The organism is Lysinibacillus sp. ZYM-1, assembly GCF_001308875.1.
GTDB lineage: Bacteria > Bacillota > Bacilli > Bacillales_A > Planococcaceae > Lysinibacillus.
On the sequence record NZ_KQ465108.1, the window covers coordinates 125,641 to 150,710 of the forward strand.

Annotated in this window: 31 protein-coding genes; 10 read left to right on the plus strand and 21 right to left on the minus strand. The window is 36.9% G+C overall.

Annotated elements, in window-relative coordinates:
• Window positions 1-92 precede the first annotated feature (92 nt).
• Complete coding sequence (locus AO843_RS03460; RefSeq protein ID WP_054609767.1) at window positions 93-638, plus strand: hypothetical protein; 546 nt, start codon at window positions 93-95, stop codon at window positions 636-638.
• Between the two features lie 66 nt (window positions 639-704).
• Here the strand turns inward: AO843_RS03460 and AO843_RS03465 are convergent, their stop codons facing one another.
• The 6 genes from AO843_RS03465 to AO843_RS03490 form a co-directional block, all read right to left on the minus strand.
• Entirely contained in the window at window positions 705-1,049 is a 345-nt protein-coding gene (locus AO843_RS03465) for a GIY-YIG nuclease family protein (RefSeq protein ID WP_054609768.1), read from the minus strand.
• Window positions 1,050-1,066: 17 nt separating this feature from the next.
• Window positions 1,067-1,822: a DUF2087 domain-containing protein gene (locus AO843_RS03470; RefSeq protein WP_054609769.1), complete on the minus strand. Its 756-nt coding sequence runs from the start codon at window positions 1,820-1,822 to the stop codon at window positions 1,067-1,069.
• Window positions 1,823-1,956: 134 nt separating this feature from the next.
• Complete coding sequence (locus AO843_RS03475) at window positions 1,957-2,832, minus strand: ABC transporter permease (protein WP_054609770.1); 876 nt, start codon at window positions 2,830-2,832, stop codon at window positions 1,957-1,959.
• Window positions 2,832-3,752 (minus strand): ABC transporter ATP-binding protein, encoded by a 921-nt coding sequence (locus tag AO843_RS03480; protein WP_054609771.1) that lies wholly within the window; start codon window positions 3,750-3,752, stop codon window positions 2,832-2,834. The genes AO843_RS03475 and AO843_RS03480 overlap by 1 nt, the downstream gene beginning before the upstream one ends.
• A gap of 5 nt (window positions 3,753-3,757) precedes the next feature.
• Window positions 3,758-4,162 carry a DUF3021 domain-containing protein gene (locus AO843_RS03485; RefSeq protein ID WP_054609772.1) on the minus strand — a complete coding sequence of 135 codons (405 nt, stop codon included), beginning with the start codon at window positions 4,160-4,162 and terminating at the stop codon, window positions 3,758-3,760.
• Between the two features lies 1 nt (window position 4,163).
• Window positions 4,164-4,613, minus strand: coding sequence for a LytTR family DNA-binding domain-containing protein (locus AO843_RS03490; protein ID WP_054609773.1), 450 nt, complete (start codon window positions 4,611-4,613; stop codon window positions 4,164-4,166).
• A 223-nt stretch (window positions 4,614-4,836) separates the two neighbouring features.
• On the opposite strand from AO843_RS03490, the gene AO843_RS03495 reads away from it, so the two are divergent.
• Window positions 4,837-5,865 carry an AbrB family transcriptional regulator gene (locus AO843_RS03495; protein ID WP_054609774.1) on the plus strand — a complete coding sequence of 343 codons (1,029 nt, stop codon included), beginning with the start codon at window positions 4,837-4,839 and terminating at the stop codon, window positions 5,863-5,865.
• 33 nt (window positions 5,866-5,898) lie between these two features.
• On the opposite strand, the gene AO843_RS03500 is transcribed toward AO843_RS03495, so the two are convergent.
• The gene (locus tag AO843_RS03500) at window positions 5,899-7,593 is read right to left on the minus strand and encodes a methyl-accepting chemotaxis protein (RefSeq protein ID WP_054609775.1); all 1,695 of its coding nucleotides are present in this window, start codon (window positions 7,591-7,593) and stop codon (window positions 5,899-5,901) included.
• A 229-nt stretch (window positions 7,594-7,822) separates the two neighbouring features.
• On the opposite strand from AO843_RS03500, the gene AO843_RS24805 reads away from it, so the two are divergent.
• The 3 genes from AO843_RS24805 to AO843_RS03510 all read left to right on the plus strand — a co-directional run bounded on the left by AO843_RS24805 (window position 7,823) and on the right by AO843_RS03510 (window position 10,654).
• Window positions 7,823-7,963 carry an RAxF-45 family protein gene (locus AO843_RS24805; protein ID WP_004232534.1) on the plus strand — a complete coding sequence of 47 codons (141 nt, stop codon included), beginning with the start codon at window positions 7,823-7,825 and terminating at the stop codon, window positions 7,961-7,963.
• Between the two features lie 104 nt (window positions 7,964-8,067).
• Entirely contained in the window at window positions 8,068-9,870 is a 1,803-nt protein-coding gene (gene abc-f, locus AO843_RS03505) for a ribosomal protection-like ABC-F family protein (protein WP_054609776.1), read from the plus strand.
• Window positions 9,863-10,654 carry a GNAT family N-acetyltransferase gene (locus AO843_RS03510; protein WP_054609777.1) on the plus strand — a complete coding sequence of 264 codons (792 nt, stop codon included), beginning with the start codon at window positions 9,863-9,865 and terminating at the stop codon, window positions 10,652-10,654. The genes abc-f and AO843_RS03510 overlap by 8 nt, the downstream gene beginning before the upstream one ends.
• Before the next feature lie 54 nt (window positions 10,655-10,708).
• Here the strand turns inward: AO843_RS03510 and AO843_RS03515 are convergent, their stop codons facing one another.
• Window positions 10,709-12,271, minus strand: coding sequence for a bifunctional metallophosphatase/5'-nucleotidase (locus AO843_RS03515; protein ID WP_231630055.1), 1,563 nt, complete (start codon window positions 12,269-12,271; stop codon window positions 10,709-10,711).
• Window positions 12,272-12,485: 214 nt separating this feature from the next.
• Between AO843_RS03515 and AO843_RS03520 the strand changes: the two genes are divergently transcribed.
• The 5 genes from AO843_RS03520 to AO843_RS03540 all read left to right on the plus strand — a co-directional run bounded on the left by AO843_RS03520 (window position 12,486) and on the right by AO843_RS03540 (window position 16,914).
• On the plus strand, window positions 12,486-13,520 hold the full coding sequence (locus AO843_RS03520; RefSeq protein WP_054609873.1) for a phosphate/phosphite/phosphonate ABC transporter substrate-binding protein: 1,035 nt from the start codon (window positions 12,486-12,488) through the stop codon (window positions 13,518-13,520).
• A gap of 92 nt (window positions 13,521-13,612) precedes the next feature.
• The gene (gene phnC / locus AO843_RS03525) at window positions 13,613-14,416 is read left to right on the plus strand and encodes a phosphonate ABC transporter ATP-binding protein (protein WP_054609779.1); all 804 of its coding nucleotides are present in this window, start codon (window positions 13,613-13,615) and stop codon (window positions 14,414-14,416) included.
• Window positions 14,373-15,188 carry a phosphonate ABC transporter, permease protein PhnE gene (gene phnE, locus AO843_RS03530; protein ID WP_054609780.1) on the plus strand — a complete coding sequence of 272 codons (816 nt, stop codon included), beginning with the start codon at window positions 14,373-14,375 and terminating at the stop codon, window positions 15,186-15,188. The genes phnC and phnE (AO843_RS03530) overlap by 44 nt, the downstream gene beginning before the upstream one ends.
• Before the next feature lie 10 nt (window positions 15,189-15,198).
• A complete protein-coding gene (gene phnE, locus AO843_RS03535) occupies window positions 15,199-16,005 on the plus strand; it encodes a phosphonate ABC transporter, permease protein PhnE (RefSeq protein ID WP_054609781.1) in 807 nt (268 codons plus the stop codon).
• A gap of 174 nt (window positions 16,006-16,179) precedes the next feature.
• A complete protein-coding gene (locus AO843_RS03540; RefSeq protein WP_054609782.1) occupies window positions 16,180-16,914 on the plus strand; it encodes a hypothetical protein in 735 nt (244 codons plus the stop codon).
• A gap of 139 nt (window positions 16,915-17,053) precedes the next feature.
• On the opposite strand, the gene AO843_RS03545 is transcribed toward AO843_RS03540, so the two are convergent.
• From AO843_RS03545 to AO843_RS03590, 13 genes are all read right to left on the minus strand, one after another.
• Entirely contained in the window at window positions 17,054-17,425 is a 372-nt protein-coding gene (locus tag AO843_RS03545; protein ID WP_054609783.1) for a hypothetical protein, read from the minus strand.
• A 110-nt stretch (window positions 17,426-17,535) separates the two neighbouring features.
• Entirely contained in the window at window positions 17,536-18,219 is a 684-nt protein-coding gene (locus AO843_RS03550) for a M23 family metallopeptidase (RefSeq protein WP_054609784.1), read from the minus strand.
• On the minus strand, window positions 18,219-18,500 hold the full coding sequence (locus AO843_RS03555) for a phage holin (protein WP_054609785.1): 282 nt from the start codon (window positions 18,498-18,500) through the stop codon (window positions 18,219-18,221). Before AO843_RS03555 ends, AO843_RS03550 begins: the two co-directional genes overlap by 1 nt.
• A 17-nt stretch (window positions 18,501-18,517) precedes the next feature.
• On the minus strand, window positions 18,518-18,931 hold the full coding sequence (locus tag AO843_RS03560) for a hypothetical protein (RefSeq protein WP_054609786.1): 414 nt from the start codon (window positions 18,929-18,931) through the stop codon (window positions 18,518-18,520).
• Window positions 18,932-19,561: 630 nt separating this feature from the next.
• Window positions 19,562-19,726: a hypothetical protein gene (locus AO843_RS24810; protein ID WP_197278863.1), complete on the minus strand. Its 165-nt coding sequence runs from the start codon at window positions 19,724-19,726 to the stop codon at window positions 19,562-19,564.
• Window positions 19,726-20,016 (minus strand): hypothetical protein, encoded by a 291-nt coding sequence (locus AO843_RS03565; protein WP_054609787.1) that lies wholly within the window; start codon window positions 20,014-20,016, stop codon window positions 19,726-19,728. Before AO843_RS03565 ends, AO843_RS24810 begins: the two co-directional genes overlap by 1 nt.
• Window positions 20,017-20,035: 19 nt before the next feature.
• Entirely contained in the window at window positions 20,036-21,442 is a 1,407-nt protein-coding gene (locus AO843_RS03570; protein ID WP_054609788.1) for a hypothetical protein, read from the minus strand.
• Window positions 21,443-21,504: 62 nt separating this feature from the next.
• Entirely contained in the window at window positions 21,505-21,681 is a 177-nt protein-coding gene (locus AO843_RS24465) for a hypothetical protein (RefSeq protein WP_156313931.1), read from the minus strand.
• Window positions 21,678-22,001: a hypothetical protein gene (locus AO843_RS03575; protein ID WP_054609789.1), complete on the minus strand. Its 324-nt coding sequence runs from the start codon at window positions 21,999-22,001 to the stop codon at window positions 21,678-21,680. The genes AO843_RS24465 and AO843_RS03575 overlap by 4 nt, the downstream gene beginning before the upstream one ends.
• A 14-nt stretch (window positions 22,002-22,015) precedes the next feature.
• Window positions 22,016-22,969, minus strand: coding sequence for a hypothetical protein (locus AO843_RS03580; protein ID WP_054609790.1), 954 nt, complete (start codon window positions 22,967-22,969; stop codon window positions 22,016-22,018).
• A gap of 58 nt (window positions 22,970-23,027) precedes the next feature.
• Window positions 23,028-23,186 (minus strand): hypothetical protein, encoded by a 159-nt coding sequence (locus AO843_RS24815; RefSeq protein ID WP_197278864.1) that lies wholly within the window; start codon window positions 23,184-23,186, stop codon window positions 23,028-23,030.
• On the minus strand, window positions 23,186-23,479 hold the full coding sequence (locus tag AO843_RS03585; RefSeq protein ID WP_054609791.1) for a hypothetical protein: 294 nt from the start codon (window positions 23,477-23,479) through the stop codon (window positions 23,186-23,188). Before AO843_RS03585 ends, AO843_RS24815 begins: the two co-directional genes overlap by 1 nt.
• A gap of 11 nt (window positions 23,480-23,490) precedes the next feature.
• On the minus strand, window positions 23,491-24,939 hold the full coding sequence (locus AO843_RS03590; protein WP_054609792.1) for a pyocin knob domain-containing protein: 1,449 nt from the start codon (window positions 24,937-24,939) through the stop codon (window positions 23,491-23,493).
• Window positions 24,940-25,070 lie beyond the last annotated feature (131 nt).

Below are 25,070 nucleotides of genomic sequence, written 5' to 3' on the forward strand. Positions count from 1 at the left end.
GGCTATATGGATATTAAAGGAAATAAAGCTATAAAAGCATATCCAATTAGATTAAAAAACAGTTATTTAGATTGTTATAGGGTGGGTGAAATATGAAAAAAATCTTGTTACTAATTATAGTTATTTTAAGTGTTTTATTATTTCTATCAGGGTATCGCCATACGGCATCAAGCGCTGCAAAAGCAAATTTTTTTATGACACCTGAGTATAAGAATGTTGAAAAGATTCAAGAAGGAAACGATATTTTTTATTTGTTTAAGAGTGATAAAAAAGAAATCTATCAAACTGTTTTGGTACAAAAAAACGTACTTCTATATAAAAGGGTATATGCTACGAGTATCGCTTCCACGAATGATTCTTTAGAAACAATAGGAGGCATGAGCTATCGTTTGCATCATGAAGGAACTTTGTTTGTAGTATTATCTCATGATGAAAATGCCTCATATATAACAATTAACACGAAGCAAGGAATTATCAAAAAATCCATTGAACATGGCAAAATAGTTTCGTTTTATATACCTTATGCGCAGCAAATTGATTTATTAGAAGCTGTTGCTTATGATAAGAACGATCGTCCAATCTATTATTATGGCTATGATGATGCTGATAATTTGAGATGGAATCGTGTGGATGAATAAAAAAATAGCTGAGGGAACTGTTAAATTTTCATTTGCTTGTTCACTCAGCTATCTATTGGATAAATACTAAGAATTATAACCACGCTCACCATAAGGATTTAGCATGTCTAGCCATTTTTGTTCTAGCTTTTCAAGCTCTTTTTTGGCATCGAAATAACCTTCTTCCTTCTTCTTTAAATACTCAACGATTTTCACCTCGAAAGCATCTTGACCAAATAAATTGTAATCTGCCTGAAGCTCCTTATTCGTATGTGTATTAGTTTTGAGCATAAATTGAAAGCCATTTAATCGTTTCAAATTATTAAAGCTACCGACAAATACTTTATCTGTTTGTAAATTCGTCATTGTAAAAACGCCCGCTTCAATTTTCATGTCCTTATACATTTCTTTTAGCTCTTTTTTATGATCCATTTTAATTACCTGCCTTCTTATTTTTTAACCCAGTAAGCACTACCATCAGCTTGGCGGTCCAGAAAACCGTATTCAATTAAGTAGCGGCGTATATGAACATAGTCTTCATACATTGGTTTGATGATTTCATTCAATTCTTTTTCTGTATATTGCTTTTCTTTGTCAAAAAGCATAGTGATGGCACGAAGTACTACAATTTTTTGTTTTTCACGCTTAGGAAAACGAACTAACTCCTTGCCAACACCGTATGGAAATAATTTCGCCAATAATTGTTGTTCTTCTGAGAGAGTGACGTTATAGCGATCATCAACCATTGTAGCTGTTTTATGAATAGGCACAAATTTTTCCTCCTTTTGGTCTTGTTCCTTCAGTAATTCCATCATCACCAACAATGTTTTGGCTTGGCGTTCCTTTTCTTTTAAGGCAAAACGGTGGTGACGAATGGTCGTGGCACTACCAATCTCTAATTCCTCTTTTATTTCCTGATCTGATTTGCCTTCATAAAATAAACGTAAAATATGACTTTGATGCTCTGTTAAGCCTGTCATTTTTTTATTGAGACCATTTAAATAATGAAAAACAGATTGGTGTGCCTTCGTAATATGCTGCTGCATCATTTTTTCAGCTTCATACAGTAAGCCTTCATATGGATAAATAATTCCTTTTTCTATCTTTTCACTACATAGCAGACAAGTGAAATGTGTCGTATCGTCAATGTAACCTTTTTTGAGATCGTCGATTGGCGCTTGCCAAAATAGTTCATTTACATCCATTGGGAATCCTCCGATTAAACAAACGATTTTTATTTTTGTTTATTAATTTATATTTAAAATAACAAATTGTTTGCTATAAAGCAATAAAAAACACATCGTTTTCTAAACGATGTGTAAATATGTTGGCAAAAAATTTATTTATATTTTCTTTTAAACAGTAGGATGGATACTATTGCTAGTACGAGAATTGTACCAACGATAACAATAATACTTGTTGAGGTACTGAGGATATTTCCTTGTAGCTCGTAGACAATGCCAAAATTGATTTTGTAGTCTTCTACATAGGAAGCGGGTACATCTTTAAAGACATTTGCTATGGAGCTTTCCATAAATGTGTTTCGTAATAGTACTGTGGTATGACTGATTGGGAAATACATAATTAAATTCTGAGCAAAGCCTGGTAGTGCACCAAGAGGGACATAGACACCGCATAAAAATCCGAGTACTGTACCGACAATTGTTCCTAATGTTGAGAAGGCATTTTGTGTCGACACAAATAACGAAAGAAATAAATTAAAGACACTCGCGAGTAGGACAGATAGAAATAAAATGCCAAGTACCTGAACAAAATGCTCTAGACTTAGAAGTTTCCCACCCGTTGCTACAATAAAAATTTCACAGCCAATTAGTGCGATAAAGGAAAAAACACTACCGATTATCAAGGCATTGAGTACATAGCTCATTTGTATAGTTGCACGGGAAAGGGGGGCAGTTAAAAAATCTGCCTGTGCTTTTGTTTCCTGGTCCTTTATGGCAATGCCATATGCACCAAGTGTTGTAGTAACGGCAATCATCGATAGTAAACCTGCTACAAGCCATTCGTTAACCATTGTGATCAGTTCAGGCGTAGCTACAGTTATACGTTCAATCGCATCTACCTGCATTTTTTGGAGAAAGACGGCATAAAGCACTATGACTATAATGACCGACAGTAGAGAGAAGAACACTTGTGTTTTATCTCGCCTAAATACTTTACTATTTCGTTGTACTAAGCTCATTAAGGCTTCCACTATGCTACACCTTCCTCTGCCATTATATGAAGAAAGACATCATCCATAGTTCCTTTTATTACTTCAAAGGAGGCAATGAGTGGCTCAGCCTTTTTTAATAGTAAGAGCGCATGGAGGGTAGAATCCAAACGGATTGTATAGATCTCCTGTTTTACAGTATAGGAGATTGCATGGTCTTCAAGCCATTTGACACCATCTATATTATTATTGAAAACAAGGGCCATAGAGTCATAGGCATACTTTGTTTTCAATGCATCAGGTGTACCCTGTGCGACAATTTTCCCTTGCTTTAAAACAATGACTTGGTGTGCGACCGCTGCTTCCTCCATATAATGGGTCGTTAAAAAAACAGTCATATTGGTTTCTTGTTGAAGCTGCTTAATGGCCTGCCAAACAAATTGTCGCGTTTGTGGATCTAACCCGGTTGTAGGTTCATCTAGAAATAAAATAGTTGGACGATGAATAAGTGCACGTGCGATATCAGCTCGTCTTTTTTGACCGCCTGATAATGTGCCGTATTTTTGCTTTTCAATATCATCTAAATGCAAATACGAAGACACAAATTGATAGTTTTCAGCAAGTTGTGTTTTCGATAATCCATATGTTCTGCCACGGTGTAGAATGTTTTCGCGCACTGTTAATCGTGTATCTAATAAACTTTGTTGGAAAACGACGCCGATGGATTTGCGGATCTCTGCATTATCATTGCTTACGTCAAGTTTGAAGCCATTTATGGTCACATTGCCACTAGATTTTTTTAGTAATGTACAAAGGATTTCAATCGTTGTCGATTTACCAGCACCGTTCGCCCCTAAAAAAGCAAAGAGAGTGCCCTGTTCAACCGTAAATGAAATACCATTAACAGCATGATGTACACCATATTGTTTACATAAATTTTCAACTTTTATCGCGAAGGTCATTCTGATTATTCCTTTCTCTTTTGAATTTCTCGATTCATTTTTTCAATATCGTTTAATTGAAGGATATAAAGAATACACCAAACTATGAAGTAAATAATGGCTTCAGATATTAGCACATATTTCACACCTGCATGCTTAAACCAGCCACCAAAATAGCCAGCAATCAAGACACAAATTGTCACAGCGATTAAATGCAAAAGAAGCTGCACCATAAAAGGAAGTGGTTCAATATCAAAAATGAAGGAGACGAGTCCGATAGCAATACCAAGAATGGCTGCGATAATAATTTGCTCCAATAATTCTGTTCCTGACGCCACCGCATTATTTGAAAGGACGCTAAGTGTCACTAAGAAATAAGAAGAGCTAAGGGAAATGAGTAACCCGATAATCATCATGCGTAAATATTTCATGCTATAAATCCCTCCCAATACCCAAGTGTCGCTTCAGTTCTTTTATATATTTACGACTGACATGAATAGTGACATCATTTTCAAGTAGTAATTGTGTTGTACCGATTTTGCCCATTTGAATAGAGGCGATTTTATGGATATTGACTAGTGTAGATTTACTTACTCGTACAAAGTCTTTCGCTAACTGTGCCTCTAGTTCATATAATTTTCTTTTAGACTCAAACTCTTGCTCATCCGTTTGCAAAAATACTTTGGCATCCTCTGCATAGATGGAATAAATATCAGAAATTTTTAGAAGATGAATTTCTTGTTGAAAATAACCATCTAGCATGGTTGTTTGGGATGCTTGTAATTGCTGCATCAGTCTTTCAATTTGTTCGTTGTATTCTTTAGCATGTATATGAACCTCTGTTTCTTCAAGTTCATGATGGATCGTTAAATGAATTTTCATGGGAGGCCTCCTTTACTTTCTCCATAAGAGGAAAAACACTGAATCAGGTAATAATAATGTAGCATAGAAAATTTTAGCAAAGGGAAATTGTTGGGTAAGAGGTTCAATTTCGTCAATAACAGGTTCTTTTTTAGCGATAGCATACAATACAAAAGTCGCTTCAATAGAAAAAAAGGTTAAGAAACGTCATAATATAGTAATCTAGTCAAAAGGGGTTGCTAGTATGTTTGTTTTGAGTAAGCATATGTTAATCACATTATGCATTGGCCTAATAGGTGCTGTCGTTTTTCAACTATTACATATACCTATGCCTTGGTTACTAGGCGCGATTACAGCAGTACTTATCGTGCAATTGTCAACCAACGTACAATTGAGATGGCACTCTTCCTTCCGTAATTTTGGCTTAATCGCAGCGGGCTACTCTATTGGCTTTGCCTTTACACCAGAGGCAGTACAAGGTATTAAGCATTTCTTAGGGAGTATTGTCGTTTTAAATGTGATATTTATTTTATTATTTTTTGGTGTCAGTTATTTAATAGCCAAACGTACAGATTTGGATTTTGCAACGGCATTGACATGCTGTGTACCTGGTGGCATGGCACAGGTTATGGCCTTTGCTGAGGAGCAAGGCGATATGGATATGGTGGTCATTACGTTCTTTCAAATCCTCCGTGTTCTTTTAATCGTCGGCTTTGTCCCGCTAATGTTGACAGATGTTGGTGGAAACAGCCCTATGAACGATGGAATATATACATGGGGTCTTGTTGGTATACTAATCGTTTGTGGCTTAGCAGGGTGGCTTGCTCAGAAGATTAAAATTCCAACAGGTTATATGCTTGGCCCAGTATTTTTATTGATGGGAATTAATATGGTGGGGATAGAAGTGCCTAGAATACCCATATCCCTTCTACATATTGCTCAATTGATGATTGGAATCCATATCGGGTTATTGTTGAAAAAAGAAGATCTACATTTATCGAAGAGGCATATTTTTTATGCATTTGTATCAGCTGGCATTTATATCGGTGCAGCGTATGGTTTATCATTTTTGATGAAAAGCCTATACAGTCTCGACTTTAGGACAGGCTTTTTAAGTATTGTACCTGGGGGACTTGATCAAATGGGGATTATTGCGGCTTCTGTACATGCCAATGTGACAATCGTCACAGCTTTCCAACTCTTCCGAATCCTTGTGATCTCAATTTTCCTTGTGCCTGTGGTCAAAATGTTTGTGAAAAAAGTGAAAACATGAGGGACAATCCCTCATGTTTTTTTGCTACTTATTTTAATATTTAAATTGATGGATCAAATCTTGCAATGTTTCGGCATTCATTGTTAGCTGTGACGCTGCTTGATTAATATCATCCATTGATAGTAGATTCGTTTCAGCAATTTGTGTGACGACTTTAGATTGTTCTCGGGCATCCATGGCAATTTCGGCCATAATCTGTGTTGAAGCATTAGCCTGTTCAATTCTTGCATACAACTCTTCTGCTATGCCTGAAACCTCTTGAATTTTAATTGTCACAAGTGACACCTTTGTTGTAATATCTTCAAAAGCCTTGCTTGTTGTGTAGACAACCTCAGCGCTTGTAGTGGCTTCTTGTTTACTTTGTTGCATATGCACCCGTGCTTCCTTAGATAGTTGTTGCATAGTTTGAATCGTCTCTGTAATTTCTGCTGCGGAGGTTTTGGATTGTTCAGCAAGTTTACGAACCTCTTCTGCAACTACCGCGAAACCTTTGCCATGTTCACCAGCCCGTGCTGCTTCTATCGATGCATTGAGGGCTAATAAATTCGTTTGATCAGCAATAGCATGAATAACCTCCACAATCTCATCTATTTTAATTGCATGTGTATCAAGTGCAGCAATGGCATCCGCACTTTCTTGAACGGCTATAGTCATGGCACGCATTTGCAGTTGCATATTTTGTGCCGCTTCCTCACCATGCTTAGCTGTATCAAAGGCATCCGAAGCAAAGGAAGATACCTCACTATTAGTTTCTGTGACCAGTTGAATTCCACCAGCAATATCTTCCATAGCTTCGGCATTTTCATTAGCACTATGTTTTTGTGTACTTGCGCCACTTGCTAATTCTTGCATATTGGCTGTTAATTGTTCCGTCGTTGTTGTGGTAGAACCTGCTGTTGCGGATAATTCGAGTGAGGATGCGGAAACTTGGTTGGCTGTTGCATCTACTTGGTGCATCATACTACGTAAAGTTGCCAGCATAGCATTATACGACTCAGCAACATGGCCGATTTCATTTTTTGAATGAACCTGAAGCTGCTGTGTTAAATCACCTTGCCCAGTTGAAATCGTTTCTAGCTGATTATTTAACTGTTTTAAAGGTTTGACAATCCCACGAACGAAGAGCATGCCTGCAATCACTGCAATAATGGCTGAGATTACGGCTAGAATACCCGTTTTTAGCAACATTTTTTGTGCGACTACATCAATGTCAGTAGAAGGTACCCCAGCAAAGATCATGCCAATTGTTTCACCATTTTTGTTTATAATTGGCTTGTATTTTGTAAAATAGGGTTTGTCCACTACATCGGCGGTACCAGAGTATGTTTTTCCTTGCTTTAAAACAATGTCTGCTACTTTTGGATCGACAGTTGTTCCAATAGCACGTTGCCCATCTACGACAATATTGGTATTAATACGTGTTTCGCCAACGAATATCGTAATGGCAGCCTGTGACAATTCTCCTAATGTGTCAATAAGCGCAGTTTCATTTGCTATGTTTACATTCCCCTTGTAAAGCTCGCCATTTTTTAATTGCCAATCACCAGGTAGTGCTTGGTCGAGGTTATGTATACTTAAATCTAAAATTTGATGGAGCCTTGTATTGTACTCATCTCGTAATGTTTTTTTCATTTCACTTGTATTCATTAAACCTATAGCAATGAGTACAAATCCAATGATGACCACAATTAATAAGCTCATTTTCTTTTGCATAGTTAGCTTTTTCATGATATGTCCCTCCACATTTTTTGCTACATCCATATTCTCCGTGAAAACCCATTACCAATCACCTAAATATTCATATAATTTGGTAAATGATTCATATTTTTTATTAGTATATAACTAGAATGCCGTTTTGTATATTTATAAAATAAAATGACTGTTAAATTTATCCCTTTCCAAATAATCTGAAAAGTGGTATCATACATGTAACTATGATGAACGGAGGTGAAAAGGAATGAATAAAAACGCTACGAAAACATGTGTAAAAGTGGATACAGCTATGTATTTTGCACGTGTAATTACTTTCGATTTTGCGAACAACGGGATAGGTCTGTCCATTTTTAAGCAAAATCAAATAACAAACGTAGCGAATTAACCATTCTTTTTCACACATTTTTATGAGAAGAAGACTGCTTGTTAATAAGCAGTCTTTTTTGTGTTTTAGAGATGTTTTCGCGCGTTTCATTGGAGGAAAAAACGATGCAAATGAAAGCTGAGCAAATACAAAAAATTATGGGTGGTCGTATATTATTTGAGAATTTACAGCTTGAGGTAAATAGAGGCGAACATGTGTCTATTGTTGGCGTAAATGGTAGTGGTAAAACAACTTTATTGCAGCTACTATCTGGCATAGATATGCCTGATCAGGGGCGTATCATAAAAAGTAAAGATGCCACGATTGGCTATTTACACCAAATTCCAGACTATCCGGAACATTCAGTAAAGAAAGTATTAGAAGAAGCCTTTGCGGATATTTATGCATTAAAAGCTAAAATGATGGTACTTGAGCAAGAAATGCAGTCAACCGTGACGGATAAAATTTTATGGCAATATGGGCAAGTACAGGAGCAGTTCATGTTACAAGGGGGCTATGAGGTGGAAGCCCAGTTGGCGATGATTGCTAATGGACTTGGTATTACGGAGATGTTGGCGCAACCGTTTAGTAGTTTAAGTGGTGGAGAAAAGACGAAAGTGATGCTGGGGCAAATTTTATTGAGCCAGCCATCCATTTTATTGTTAGATGAACCGACGAACCATCTTGATATGCAGGCAATCGAATGGCTTGAAAATTATGTACGCAACTTTGAGGGTATTGTCATTGTCGTATCTCATGACCGACATTTCATGAATCAGGTCGCGCATAAAATTATTGAAATTGAGGATGGAGAGGCCTTTACGTATAGCGGTAATTACGATGCATTTATGGCACAAAAAGAGGCGAAGATTGAACAACAATTTTCTGATTATGAAGAGCAGCAAAAGAAAATTAAAAAAATGCAAGAAACGATTAAACGCTTAAAACAATGGGCCAACGAAGCGAATCCACCAAATGCTTCTATGCATAGACGTGCAAAAAGTATGGAAAAAGCATTAGCACGTATCGAACGGGTGAAAAAACCTCTCACAAAGAAGAAAATGAATCTTGCTTTAACGATGGCTGAACGCAGTGGTAAAGAGGTAGTGCAGTTGCTAGACATTCACCACGGCTATGACAAACCTTTATTGAAAGACAGTAACCTAGCTGTTTACTTTGGTGAAAGGCTTGCAATTGTTGGGAGTAATGGTAGTGGGAAATCAACATTACTAAAAATGATGCTAGGGGAAATCGTTCCTAATCGTGGTGTTTGCCATGTGGGTAGTAATGTGAAATTTGGCTACCTATCTCAACAGTTTGAACATAAAAATCCAGCTGTCCGACTAATTGATGCCTTTCGTGAAAATGTTCCCGTGTCTGAAGCTGAAGCCCGTCATATACTCGCACGATTTTTGTTCTATGGTTATGATGTCTTTAAAAAAGTGAAGGATTTAAGCGGCGGGGAAAAGATGCGTCTTCGATTAGCTCAATTAATGCATGAGGATATTAATGTACTGATTTTGGATGAACCAACCAATCATTTAGATATTGAAGCGAGAGAGGTACTGGAAGATACGCTGGAATCCTTTGAAGGAACCATTATTGGTGTGTCACATGACCGCTATTTCTTACAAAAGATTTTTACAAAGACAGCATGGATAGAGGATCAAACCATTCATGTTTTTGAAGGGGATTATGAGTGGGCTAGACAAAAGCGACAGGAATTCTCGAAGAAAAAAGTGGTTGAAAATGAACCAGCTCCTAAAATACTACCTGTCAAAAAAGAGCTATCGATTGAACAACAAATTGAAAAATTAGAGGCAAAACTACAAGAACCTTCACTTGCTAAAGAACAACGACAAAAGCTCGAACAGCAAATAGGGGAATTATATGAAAAATGGATGGAAGAGGGAACGGAACATGCTTAATTTAGAACGCATTGTGCAACTTGATATTGATTATATAAAGAGTTTTAGTGAGATGGAGGCATGTGAAGAAGGAGTTTTATTTTACAATAAGGCGATCCCAACCTATTATGATGCCAATCATGCGCATGTTTGGCGAAAGATTGAAAAGCCTGATCTGTTTTTACGAGAAATGAAAGTGTTCTATCAATCTAAGTCTCTTATCCCACGGTTATATTTATACAATCTTGGGGAAAATCAAATATGTATCGAGGCTTTAGGGATGCATGGCTTTCAATATGAGCAGTTTGTAAATGAAATCCAGTGTTGGAATGGTGAATTTACGAAACTTCCACCTCAATCAGCCATTCAAATTGAACGCGTAACAGATGCGAATGTGGACGAAGCCTTGGCAGTGGAAATGAGCATTTCAGCTTTTGGAGATCCAGCATTAATTAAAAAGGCATTTGAGCAAACCTATCATTTGCCAAGCTTTACGTACTATTTGTTGAAACTAGATGGGGTGGCATGCTGTTCGGCCAGTATTTTTGTGTCAGGAAATCAAGGAAGGATCGAGAGTGTAGCAACAATTGAAAGTTATCGAGGACGTGGTTTAATCGGCTATATGTTGCAGCATATCCAACAACAGTCAATGAATCAGAAGCTCGAGCATCTTTGGATATGGCCGATTAACGATCAGGTTGCCAAAGTCTATGACAAGGCAAATTTTAAATCGGTAGGCTCCATTGCATCTATCCATGCATTTACAGAAGGGAAAAGTATTCAAGACATACGACAAAACTCTTAAACTAAGATAACTATAAAATCCGCCAAATTCCTGTTAGGTTTTGGCGGATTTTTTTTAGAACTGTACTTGCCAATTATGATTACATGTTGGTTGGATAGTGGGATGTTTTAATATATAATCGGCAATTAACTCGGTCATATCAATCTGAATCTCTTTTACAACAGATCGATTCCTTAAAAAATCAAAATTTCCTGCACCGGTGGCACGATAGCTGCTCATCACGACATCGAATTCTTCATCCATTTTGACAGCCACACCACGATACATAAGTTTTGTGACACGTTCACCAATAGGCTTTGAAATGTCAAAGATATACTCAATACCTTCCCACATATCATAATTATAAGGTTGTGCCTTTGGAAAAAGGAAAGACTCTGCCACCTGCAATTGACCTGTCTCGACCGTAAAATAGCTAGCTGACTGTTCAAGGGCAAGTAAAATGTCCTGTCCTGAGAGTCGAAGTACCTTTAATGTATTAGCATAAATATAGTTTGTGACAATGTCACGCATCGTGACCGCTTCCTTTAGGCCACCTCGTTCATCATGAAAAAGAGCTGTACAAGAAATGGAAGCCCCAGACACAGCCATTTGAATGCGGTTAATAAATTCTATATATGGATGCTCCTGAACGCGCGCTAGAAATGGATTTTCAATTTGTAAATCTCCATGGATCATACCGATTGTTTCATCTAACCATGCTTCGGTTTTTTCATAGGTAGGTGAAATGATATGGCAAACAGATGCAAGAGGTACCGTATGTTCTGAACTATAAATGAGAGATGGTTTATGCCCAATGGATTGGATCTTATTTTGATTATCCAACTCAATTTCTAGCTCTATTTTAGCGATACAAACGCCCTTAGTACCAGGTTGAATGACTGTTTTCCCCATGATGGTTGTGCTAATTTCACGATGTTGGTGGCCAGAAATAATAATATCTACTTCTTCTATTTCTGTACACATGCGATACCCTTGGTTTTCTCCATCCTCAGCTTCAAGTAATTCTCCAGTTTCAAGATTACGTTCAAATCCGCCGTGATAACAAAGAATTACAACGTCAATTTGTTCATTGGCACGAATCCATTTTGCCCAGTAGCTAGCACTCCAAAAGGCATCTTCAAAATGAAGCCCTGTGATATGTAGAGGTTCCTCCCACTTTGTAACAAAGTGTGTTGTCACACCTAAAAGGGCTATTCGAATGCCATCTATTTCTTTGATGATATATGGCTTTGTAAATGGCTTACCATCCTCGGTAACGATATTTGCTCCTAGCCATGGAAATTGTGATTGATGAATCACCGATTGAAGCGTTTGAAGGCCATAATTAAATTCGTGATTTCCGAATACTATAGCATCATATTGAAGCTCATTGGCGACCTGAATCAAAGGATTTGGTTCCTGCGCTTGAAATTTTTGATGATAGAAGGTCATAGGACTCCCCTGAATAAAATCACCATTATCAATTAAAATGGTTGGCATTTCAAGCCGTTTTTCTTCAATTATTGTCGCGAGTTTTGCCAACCCGAGAGCTTCATTACGATCATTTCTGAAAGTGGTGGGCATTATATAGCCGTGAATATCACTAGTTGCAAGTATTTGAATGGTTTTGGTAGACATAAGAGATCCTCCGATCATTAGTATATCCATAGTATATAAAGTAATTTCGTGTGGAGTTAGCGTATTTACAATATCAAAATATTATTTTACGAACTAGAAACATTTATTTACGCGCTATTAACACTAGGAAAATATTTACTGTATATACTGAGGAAGCATTTCAAAAAGGGAGGATATTACTTTGAAGAAATTACTACTTTTAACATTAACATGCATGCTTGCTGTGTTCCTGATGGCATGTGGAAATGAAGCGTCAAACACATCAAAGGAAGATAAAAAGGTAGATGTGGAGGCAAGTGGCAATGAGTCTGTAGATAAACTATCGATTGGTTTTGTACCTTCACGTAATCCAGATGAAATTATTACGGCAACAGAGCCCTTAAAAGGTTTACTAAAGGATGAGCTTGCGAAATTAGGTTTTGATGTAGGTGAAATTGATATTACAGTAGGCACTAATTTTGAAGCAGTAGGGGAAGCCTTATCCGCAGGTACTACAGATATTGGCTTAATTCCTGGAGGGACATACGTGCTATATGATGATGGTGCAGAAGTGATTTTAACAGCTACACGTGCTGGCTTAAACAATGATTCTGATAATCCAGTGGATTGGAATAAAAATAAGCCAACAGCACCAACAACAACACAGGCTACATCTTATAGAGCCATTTTAGTGGCAGGACCATCTGAAAAAGGTAAAGCATTAGCAGCGAAAGTGAATAATGGTGAGAAATTAACGTTTGAAGATTTAAATAATGTGACTTGGAACGTTATGTCTTCTTCTTCACCAGCAGGCTATATTTACCCTACATTATGGTTGCATGAGAATTTTGATAAGACGATTCCTGATTTAGCGAAAGTTGTTCAAGCTGATTCGTATGGTAATGCTTTTGGACGTTTAGCTGCTGGTCAAACGGATGTGTTGGTGACTTATGCTGACGCACGTCGTGATTATGAGGAAAGCTGGCAAGGAGAATTCGGACGCTCTGCTTCCATTTGGGATGAAACAGATTTAATCGGGGTAATGCCTGCCATTTATAACGACACAATTAGCGTGAGTAAAAATTCCAAGATCATGACGGATGACTTAAAAAAGGCAGTTCAGCAAGCCTTCATTAATATTGGCAACACAGATAAAGGTAAAGAAGTAATCGCTATCTATAGTCATGAAGGCTATCAGGAAGCAAAAGATAGTGACTATGATAATGAGCGTAAGGCACAGGAATTAGTGCAAAACCTCGGTTCGAAATAATGTAGTGAAGAATCTGCGTGGCCTGCGGTTTACCCGCAGAAAGCAGATTCTTCTTTTATTAGAGTATAGTTTTCTAGAAATGGAGCGGTTCAATGATTGAGTTTAAAGAGGTAGAAAAACGTTATCCAAATGGCTTTCTCGCCTTAAATCAAATTAATCTACAAATTGAGCAGGGCGAGTTCGTTGCCATCATCGGTTTATCGGGTGCTGGGAAATCAACGTTATTGCGCTGTATCAATAAAATGCATGACATTACTGAAGGGACATTGTGTGTCAATGAAGTTGACGTGCAACAACTAAAGGGCAAGGGAATTCGCGACCTACGCCGTAATATTGGGATGATTTTTCAATCTTTTAACCTCGTTACACGAGTGTCAGTTTTGAAAAATGTGCTTGTATCTTTTGTTCCGAATATGCCTGTTTGGCGAAAAATCCTTGGCATATTTACGCAAGAAGAGAAGCGTCTAGCATTAATGGCGCTCGACCAAGTCGGAATTTTAGATAAGGCTTATGTACGTGTCGATCAGTTATCTGGGGGACAACAACAGCGTGTGGCGCTAGCTCGTACTCTAGCACAAAATCCACAAATCATTTTGGCGGACGAGCCTGTAGCATCACTTGACCCTGTAACAGCTAAACAGGTCATGGAGGATTTTAAACGGATAAATCAAGAGTTAAACATGACCATTATTATTAACATTCACCACGTCGATCTGGCATTAGCCTATGCTACACGTGTGATTGGTGTGCGCAGCGGTGAAATTGTATTTGATGGACAAGCGAGTGAAATAACAGAGGAGACGCTTGCATTCATCTATAACAATACGAACCAAGAGAGAGGCGAAACGGAACATGCAATGGAAGCTACTATCACCGAAGAAAATAGTATTGCCTAATGGAAAAGAAGTGTTGGAGAAACGTTCCATCCAGCCTATCTTGTGGCTCATAATACTTGTATTACTCTTTTTTTCTATTCGTATAACGGGCTTTAGCTTGGAGGTTCTTGTCAACCGAATTCAAGAGTTTTTTGTCATCTTACAACAGATGATACCACCAAACTGGGACTATCTATCAAAGCTATGGCAACCGTTATTTGATACGATTAAAATGTCCTTATTTGGCTCTGTAGCAGGTGCTATAGTTGCTTTACCTATTGCCATACTTGCAGCAACTAATATCACGAAAAATAAAGGAATTGCAATGGTGAGCAAATTTATACTAAGCCTGCTGCGGACAATGCCGACTTTGATTGTCGCCCTTATTGCGACGTTTATTTTTGGGCTAGGAACGATGGCTGGTACTGTGGCGATTTTTTTATTTACCATAGCATATGTGGGGAAACTATTATACGAACAAATAGAAAATGCCAATATGGAGGCATATGAGGCGATGCATTCAATGGGACTCACGACCATTCAAGCATTTCGTTATGCAATTTTGCCGCAAATACTACCTAATTACTTATCGACATCGTTATTTTGCTTTGAGGGAAATGTACGTTATGCGTCCATTTTAGGGTATGTAGGAGCAGGGGGAATTGGTCTGCTTCTTAATGAAAGTTTAGGGTGGAGAAGCTATGAGAATGTGGGCATGATTCTTCTCATGCTTGTCTGTACAGTTTTTTTAATTGAAACAACTAGCGAATATTTCCGCAAAAAATTAATGTAGAGGTGATGTTATGAATGCTATCGAAAAACAATTACAACAACAACCAAATCGACGCATGTCATACATCATGACAATGATCATACTTAGTTTATTGTTTATTTGGTCTGTAACGGCAATTCATTTCGATAATGTTTCGGCAAGTGGTGCGAAAATCGCAAAAAATATATTTGTAGGATTGCTGAATCCTGATTGGTCATTAGTTGTGAATGTGACAACTGAGGGCATACCATATTTATTAATTGAGACAATGGCCATAGCGTTTTTGGGTACGATTGTAGGGGCGTTGCTTGCCATTCCTTTAGCCTTTTTGTCTGCTTCAAATATTGTGCCAAAGCCTATTGCATTTATTGTTCGTTTTCTATTAATTATAATCCGTACAATACCTGCCATAGTTTATGGCCTGATGTTCATTCGCGTAACAGGTCCTGGACCATTTGCGGGTGTATTGACAATGTCTTTAACCTCCATAGGAATGTTGTCAAAACTATATGTGGATGTTATTGAGGATTTAGATAAAAGTATATTAGAGTCGATGGAGGCTATTGGTTGTACGTTAATGGAGAAAATTCGTTTTGGCATATGGCCACAGCTCACGGCTTTATTTTCATCTATTGTGATCTATCGCTTCGATATGAATTTGCGAGATGCAACAGTACTTGGCTTAGTTGGAGCAGGTGGAATCGGTGCACCACTTATTTTCGCCATGAACTCGTACAAATGGTCAGAGGTAGGTGCCATTTTATTGGGGCTTGTTGTACTTATTTTACTGGTGGAGTATGTTTCGAATCGCGTAAGGACTAAATTGGTCAAAGGATAAATTTTTTTGGTGATGAAAACTAGTAAAATCCTGAATAGTATCGACTATTCAGGATTTTTGATTTATTCTTATAAAAGAGGGATTTTCATTGATTAAAAGTTTTTTACTTGAAAAAATACCGTATTCGATTTATTGTCTTTAGAGATACTTGTTTATGGACTTGGAGGATATGGAATGCACGGAATTTATATACGCTATAATGACTCAAAAGAAACCCCAGTAGCAAAATGGCCCAAAAAAATGGATGCATTTGCGTATGTTCAACGAGAAAAACCACAACAAGACAATGACAACTTGCTGTCAACAGAAGAGCTAAAAAACCATGCTATTCGCTATATAAAAAGCTTAAAAGACAATGCAAGTGTACATTTAGTAGAGCAACGCAACGGCGAAATTGAACATTTTGATCGCCGCTATATGGAATCCTTAAAAGTAAAAGAAAGCATCGATTCACAACTGATTAATCTAGAAGAAATCCGTTTATTATTGCAATTAATGAATGTTCTAAATTTATCGCATGCCTTCGGAGAAAATGCTGGAAAGCTCTTACGTCAAATTACCCCATATGCAAAAGAGGTAGAGCATCCAACATTCCAAACTACTCGTGTTGAGCGACATTTTTATTCGGAATTAATCGAACAAATTGAAGTAGTTTTTGCGCGAATTATGCGCCAACACAACCCGTCAACAACGGAAATGCAACATTCTGAAAAGCTCTGGACAACAGTCTGTGAGCAAGCGATTGAAAAGGTAGAAGCCCGAATTGAACGGTTATCTTCTATCAAATTAAAACATGAGAAAAATTTATTAGAGTTTAGTCATTTAAAACAACAAAATATCGAGGCAAAGGAACGCCTCGATTTAGCTGTTCATGAGTTGGATGAAATTTTAAATGTACTAGAATCCTAAAAAAGCATGTCTACCGATTGGAATGCCAGTCGGTGACATGCTTTTTATGTTATAGATGGATAGAAACCTCAAATTGACGGATAGAAATCAGAAAGTGACGGATTGAGCCATAAAAGTGACGGTTACCACTAACCGTGCTTTACTTTTCCTCATTTTGATCGCGTTTGGCTTGGCGTGAAATACGAAGTAAATCAAACCCCAACAACACAACAATCATATAGAAAAGGGGGCTCGTAAACGATAAACCGATTTGCGACTGGCCACCAAGCAAGGTTAAAACAATCCATAACCCAACTGTATACAGAGTCAAGCCAATATAGGCCTTTTTAGACATTCTTTTATATCTACCTTTATCTTGGGCTAGCTGTATGATAACTAGTACGACTAATATGAGAAGAATAATTTTTTTAGTCAAAACCGCTGCAATAGTTGTGTCAGGGAAGAAATCATTAACGAATAATAATGTGAAAAATACTAGAATACAGAAATTTAAGATCGTCGAGAGCTTCATGCTATATCTCCTTAGTTGCCAGAATTCCTTACTATTGTAACATGGTTCTATTAGATGGAAATGAATTTATGTTATATGGAAGAGAAATTTATGTATGGAGTAAGAAAAATTTAATTTTTGTTTAATGAATCATGGTATCTTTTGAGCATCGTTGCAAATTGTTCGCGTGTTAAGAAATTTTGAGGATTAGAGCCATCGGTTATCCCTTTATTTCTTAACCATTCCCATGTAGTATTATGTATTTTAGCAGCTTTTCTAGAAGGAATAATAGCTTGTTTTGTTTTTAATGTTTCTTCAAGTTCTTTAATTTTATTCAGTAATTCTGTATATTGTGACATCGTCAACTCTCCTTTGCTAATTAAATTAGTATTTGCTTCATTCGTTAATGAAATATATTTCATAGGATCTATTGCATTTGGCTGGCCTTTATCCCATTTTCCGTTATGTATTTCATAATGCAGATGTATACCAAATGCTCTGCCACTGTTACCCATTATCCCAATTTGTTGGCCTTGCTTCACACTTTGACCAACACGAACACAATAAGAGTCTAAATGTGCATAATTCGTTTCGTATGTTTTGCCGTTAACGATATGTTTAATCATCACTACTTTTCCATAGCTACTTAAGACCTGGGCGCGACTTATTACACCAGCAGCACTAGCGTAAATTGGAACTTTTCCTGTTGAAGCAAGATCGACACCTTGATGCCACTCATTGCCATATCCGATATTTCTCCACCCAAATTTGCTCGTTAATCTTGCATTTTTTACTGGACAAATAAAATCTAGCATTATTGATCATCTCGTTTCGGTTTTTTATACATTAAAGCGTGTGATGAATCACTTAAGCTAGCAGTAGTTGGATCTAAAACGGCATTATATGTACTTACAGCCATTAAGGCGATTACATATGGATTTGAAGCGGCGTTGACGAGTAGGGTCTTTACACTCGACCAGGTGGTTAAATCGGCGCCTGTAATACCGTAGTAGGCAAATAGGGGGGTAATAATCGATAATCCGACTGTAATCCAAAATTGAGGATTATGGATGCGAACTTTCCAATTGATTTTCATAAAGATCAAATCCTTTCTTAGAGACCTAATTTAAATAATATCCATGCACTTAAAACTATTGTTGGCAGTAAAATCCACCATATAAGATACTTATACATAATTTCATTGAATGAAATTGTCCCCTTGCTTGTTTCGGTTTTTAAATCTTCCTCGATTCCATCAACACGGTTACTAATATTTTTTACATTATTTTGTAATTCATCCTGAGACAAATTCAATTTAGTTAGGTTTAAATTTATGTTATTAAAAGTTTTATCCATTTTATTTAATTGTATTTGTTGATTTTTATTCATTTCTTGCTGTTGTTCAGATACAATTGTTAAGCGGTAAAGTAACTCTTTATCTTTTTCTAAGTTAGTGAGTTTATTACCTTGATTTTTTAACTCTGTTTCTATACTTGCTAATCGTTCTCCAATTTTTTCATTCTCCAATGTATCACCAACTTTTATTAAAATAATAAAAGAGTAGGGGAGAATGAACTCACCTACTCAAAAATGAAATTTAGGGTTTATTAAAATTTATGTGCTTTATAAACCTTTTAGACTATTCTTAAATCAAACATTATTTATACTAGTGGATTACCGAGAGAGTCTGGTTTAACCTCTAATTTCTCAATAATAGCTTTTGCTAGTGATTCGATTGAATTTACTATAATTAACATAACGCTCAATTTCTTTTTTTTAAAATTAGACTTTCCATTATTTACTGAACAATATGGAACTCAGTATCTACATATCTATAAATGTTGATATATCAGCAATTATCAGCAAAGCGTTTTATCTACAAATGTTCAGTAAAAATCAGAATAAAAAAGCACCGCATTAACGGCGCTTTCTTTCCTCTTTGATTCTTTCGAGTTCCTTTTGATCTTCAATGAACTCTTTCATTTGCTGCTTAACCCATGGCGATACTTTGATGTCATGCTTAGCAGCATACTTGCATCCTCATATACTTCTGCTTCAAGTGTGATATTGTGTCGTGTCATTGCAGCCAATGTAGTCACTATATTGTCATAGGATGATATCAACACACATTCATACATATCGCACGATATGGAGCTTTTAAATACCTACTTCAGCCAATAGGATATTATCCTCGACAGCAATACAATAATCTTGATTTGTAATGTCATCAATAACATACACTTTTTCTGTTTTTGGATTAAGACCACCTTTCAAAATACGTTCAGCTACAATTTTTACTCCTACTTGATTAACTGTATTCATTATAAAATCCCTCCAATTTCATTGTCTGTTTGAAGCAATAAAGTATCTTCAAGTTCTCGAATACGTTTTTGTTCATCTGTTTCTTGTAAAGAGATTGTTTCAATGATGGCATTACCGTCACTGTCAATACCTTTAATAAGGTGAGTTATCGGGTCAAATTCATCAAACGGAATGTCAACAAACACTAACAGCTCTTTTGACCTCTCTAAAGCATCTCCTTCCATACGATGAAGAACAGTAACGACATTCTTACTATTTTCTTCGTATATAATCCGTGTACCTACCTTCATATGCTCGCTACCTCCTTTATTATCCAAATGCGAACCAACGATAGGCACCTTCTGACCTACTGTTGTATGTCATAGACACAGTCATTTCAAAGCCTAGATAGTTGGAAACAAATGCTGGACTAGCAGCTAATAGACTACCTGTTTCGTTGTACGTGAAAAAATTTATATAAGCGTTAGCATTATTACTGAAGAATACATTCGACGGTGCCCATATAGACTTAAACTCGTTATTATTATTGTTTTCTTTAGATATGAATATAGCTGTCGGATTGAATGATAGCCCTGTCACAATAATTCTTGCCCTCCCTGAAACATTGGAAGCATAAGCAATCCCGCTAGCTTCTTTACGACCTTTAGGAATAAGACGGATATTGTTTGCCATATTCAGAAACGTTTCAACTGGCGAGGTATAAATATCCATGTCAGAGATGGCACTCGCCACTAATGTCTTTCCATCACTGACAGAGGACTTTAAATCTTGAATTGTAAACCAAGCGTTATCATGTCCAACGAACCTAATGTCTTTCTGACCTAGTAATTGCATCACAGGTTTTTGATCTAGGTCAAGGGAAACACCAAAGTTATTAGCTCCTGCTGCATTGTAGTACATTTCAAAGTATTTAGTTGCATCAGGCGTGCTTAAAGTTGGTGTCAGAGTAACTTTAGGAATACTTTTATTTATCTTTAAGTCTCCTGTCATCGTGTCACCTGACGCTTTTATAAATGATGCCCTCTGCGGAGTCCACGGATAGCCTAGTTCAGTTGCAGAACCTGTGTCAACAATTTCGTGCGTTGCTTGACTTACTGCTTGGAACATATCGCTGCCAGTAGTACCGCATATCTCAATTTTTATAGATACTGGGTTTTTTGCGTCAGGAGCTTTAAAGATAGGTATAGCTATAGCTGTATCATTGTGAACGATGTCTCTTATAAAATATAATTTTGCAAAATCATTTGAAATGACTTGAATGTTCTTTTCGTAATACGTCATAGTATTTCCTGACTTACGAAGGCTGTGGACTACGATTGCACCTCCAACAGCCTTAGAGTTAACCCACTCAGAAGTGTAAGTAACTTTAATAATTCCAGAGAAGTTAGTAAAAGGAAAAGTTACTTGCCAAAATTCCGCAGTGTTAATTGTATACCAGTCATTAGTGTCAATGTAGTACACTACCTCTACTGATGTGGCACCTAAGTTAGTAATATTAGTATCATTATAAGTACTTTTTTGCCATGAGTTATCAATTTTAGGTTTCATTTGTTCTGATTGTTCAGAAACTTCAGACTGTAATGTAGTTAAATTATCACTTATTATATTCACATCATTAGTATCAGCTTTTTCAGCAACTTGATTTTCTAAATTTATGAATTTCTGTTTCATACTTTCATTTAAATTACCATAAGTAATTTTATTACCATTATACACATCATCAACTCCTTTAAAAACATGCTACCAAATATGAGTAGAGTTTAAATAAAATGACACTTTTAATCATTTACTAATGTAGAAATCTCACGCTCTGAAATCTCTAACTCTACATAATGTTGCAACTTAGTTGGTTTAACATCCGCAACCGTCCGAACTTCTCCCATTACACTTGTAGCATAAGCTTTAACCAATCGTTTTTGGACTAATGTCAATCCTTCAAGATGTGCTTCTGTCATTGTATAACCTCCAGTTCTGTAAGCATAGTCACTATCTTAATTTCTAGCTCTGCATTAGCAATTTCGTTCGGTGAAGGCTTTAATGATTCTAGTAATTGTTGTGCTTCACGTTCGTTTTTTTCTTCTTCTGTTTCACCTTCAATCCACTGTGTACCATCCCATTTTATTTTCTGGAATGGCAACTGGTGACCCAATTCGTTGGTAGGCAGTGGTTTTCCTACATATATTCCATCATCTGGAGTTAGTTCATCTTCCAGTAGGAATATTTCTTCTCCATATAGCATAAACCCATTTTCATCTATTTTATATAATGTCCTCATAAGAAAATCACCCCTTATTTGAATGATGAGGCAATAAAGATGTTGTGTTGAATATTGGACGATGTTATATATATATCGCCACTACCATATATCGATATTACTGCCCCTTGCGGACTTACAGACCCAGATGCTGTAGTTACAACTCCGAAGTACATAGAATATGTTTGAACTGGTCTATATCCAGCTGGTATCGTTCCTATTTTTGTTCCACCTGTCCTAGTGCCACCATAGATATCTAAATACAGTGTCAACATGTTATTGTCTTCCCTCGTTATCTGTGCAAGCCCTTGCCACCCAGATATTAATGGAATATTGATTGTATATACATCCTTGGTTGATTTGCTATCAACTTGCGTCTGCAATGCCGCAACTTTGGCATCTACCTTACCAACAGCACCATATGATGGGAGAATATATGGATTGTTCGCCAAATCTGTTCCACCCTCGTACGAGGAAACCCATTGGACGCCTATTACTGTGAAATATAGACCGTCATATACCAGTTGATATACACGACCACCCTGTAATTCACCAGCGTTTTGGACCGCAGCTGCATATGTTTGGAATATAAAACTTTTTACACCCATGCCATTGATATTTAGGCTAGCCGCACCTTGTTTATTGTTCTCCAATAATTTTAATAATATTGTAAGTCCAGGTTTATATGCTGTCACATCTGGGATGTTCACATCATATGTTGTAGTTCCAGCAGTCTGTCTAGCTTCGACGTAGTATGAAGTGGACGCCACTGCAGACGCTATGCCAGTTGCTGGGTCAACTTTAATTGTCTTACCATCTGGCTTGATATGACCTAAATTTTCAGTAGTTGCAATTTTAGCCAAATGTTCAGTAACTTCTGTTTTATTGTTTGTGACTGTTTGCCTTATCCCTGATAAATCTGTATCTATTTTCTGTTGCAAGGATGGGGACAGCTTATCCCACGTTGTTTGATTTCCTTTATAAGTCAATGTATTATTCTCCTTTCATGCAAAATAAAAAGCATCCTATTAAGTTAGGACACTTGTTTTATACGCCTACAGTATTTGCTAGGATATAATCATCGACAGCAACACGGTAATCTTGATTTGTGATGTCATCAATAACATACACTTTTTCAGTTTTTGGATTAAGACCACCATTTAAAATACGTACAGCCGCAATTTTTACCACTACTTGATTTACCATTATAATATCCCTCCAATTTCTGTATCTGTTTGCAATAATAAAGTATCCTCTAATTCACGGATGCGTCTTTGTTCCTCTGTTTCTGTATTAATTTCCTCAAGCACAGGCTCCTGTGTTTCTATATCAACGCTAAAAATTTTATGTTTTTTAAAATCAATAGCGCCATACTTTAGGTCGATGCTACTTAGTTTTTTTATTTCTTTGCGTTCTAGCACATTACCCCTCATCTCACCCAAGATGTGTATGATTTCACCGTCTTGGTCGAATATTATTCTACACCCTACTTGATTCATTATTTCACATCCTATTCATACGCTTGATACTCATATAATACACTGCCATTGTCGTCTGTTTGTAACCAGAAAGAACTACCATCCCATGCGCTACCACCTGCTGAATATACAGTATTGTACATTCCTTTATAAAATTTAAGGTCATTACCTACCACACCGATTTCTGCATAGACTGACCACCAATCATAGTTCCTGCGCTTACATAATACTGTACGTGGCTGAAACCCCAATCCTGTTAATCTAATAAAACTCCCTACATAACCAGGTCGATTAGTCACAGAATATGCGTCACCTTCTGCAAATTTCTTACCTGTACTAACCTTACCAATATTAGCAGCCATCGTCGCAAACTCTGTTGTTGCCGATGTTGGCACACCTTTTTGGGTAATGGCGTTTGCGACTTGAGATTTACCATTACTTACAGATTGAAAAAGCAAAATAGGGGAAATCTCAACCCACGCACCCCATGTACCATCAATTTTTCTTCTTTCGTACTCTCTGTTATCGCCATTACCTGCAAAGGAAATGACCTTTTGAACTATCCATAGCTCGTTATGAACTATGTTGAACCCCATATGCCATGTAGTTGTAGGTGCATTAGGAGTGTTTTCACCGCCCATGTACATACCGTTCTTTGTAAGAGTGTTCCAATCAGAGACGCCAACACATGCATCAGCAAAACGTGAAAACAGACTACTATTCGTGGAGTTCCACTTATCTAAATCTGCACCTGTAGGTATTCTACTTGTCTGTGGTGTCCACGGGTATCCGTTAGCTGTAGGATCACCTTTATCCCAAACAGTTATATGTGCTTCATTCAACACTTGGAAAGCACTTTTATTAGAGAATGTATATCCTTGAAATTCTAACTTAATAATAAAAGGATTGTTTGCGGCTGGAGATCGGTTTAACATTAAAGCAATAGTACCGTTTTCAGGATTTATATACGGTTTGTGTATATAAAAGTCTTTAGCAAATGCAGGTGTTACTGTTTCTAGTACATAGTCGTTAAGTTTTTCTCCTTGACCCACGTAATTAGCTATCCTATATAATACAGTAGCTCCACCGTTGGATTCTGAACCGCCCCAATAGGATGTGTAAGTAGCTCTTATTAATCCTGAAAAACCACTACCTACAGGAATAACTATATCTAATTGTTCAACGTTACCTGTATTCTTCCAGTCTGATTGATTGACAAGTAATACCTTTTCTGCTGTAAAGTTACCCATGTTACTGATTGTTACGTTATTTTCTTTGTTTCTTTGCCATGAGTTATCAATTTTAGGATTCATTACTGTCAATTGTTCAGTAACTTCAGACTGTAATGTATTTAAATTATCACTTACTATTTTCACATCATTAGTGTCAGCCTTTTCAGCAATTTGATTTTCTAAATTTGTGAATTTCTGTTTTGTACTTTCATTTAAATTATCATAAGTAATTTTATTACCATTATACACATCATCAACTCCTTTAATAACGCGCTACTAAATATGAGAAGAGCTTAAATAAAATGACACTATTATTTGCATCTGTCTAATAAAAGATTATCTTCTTCTAATTGTTTAATGCGAAGTGGCACTTCTGTTGG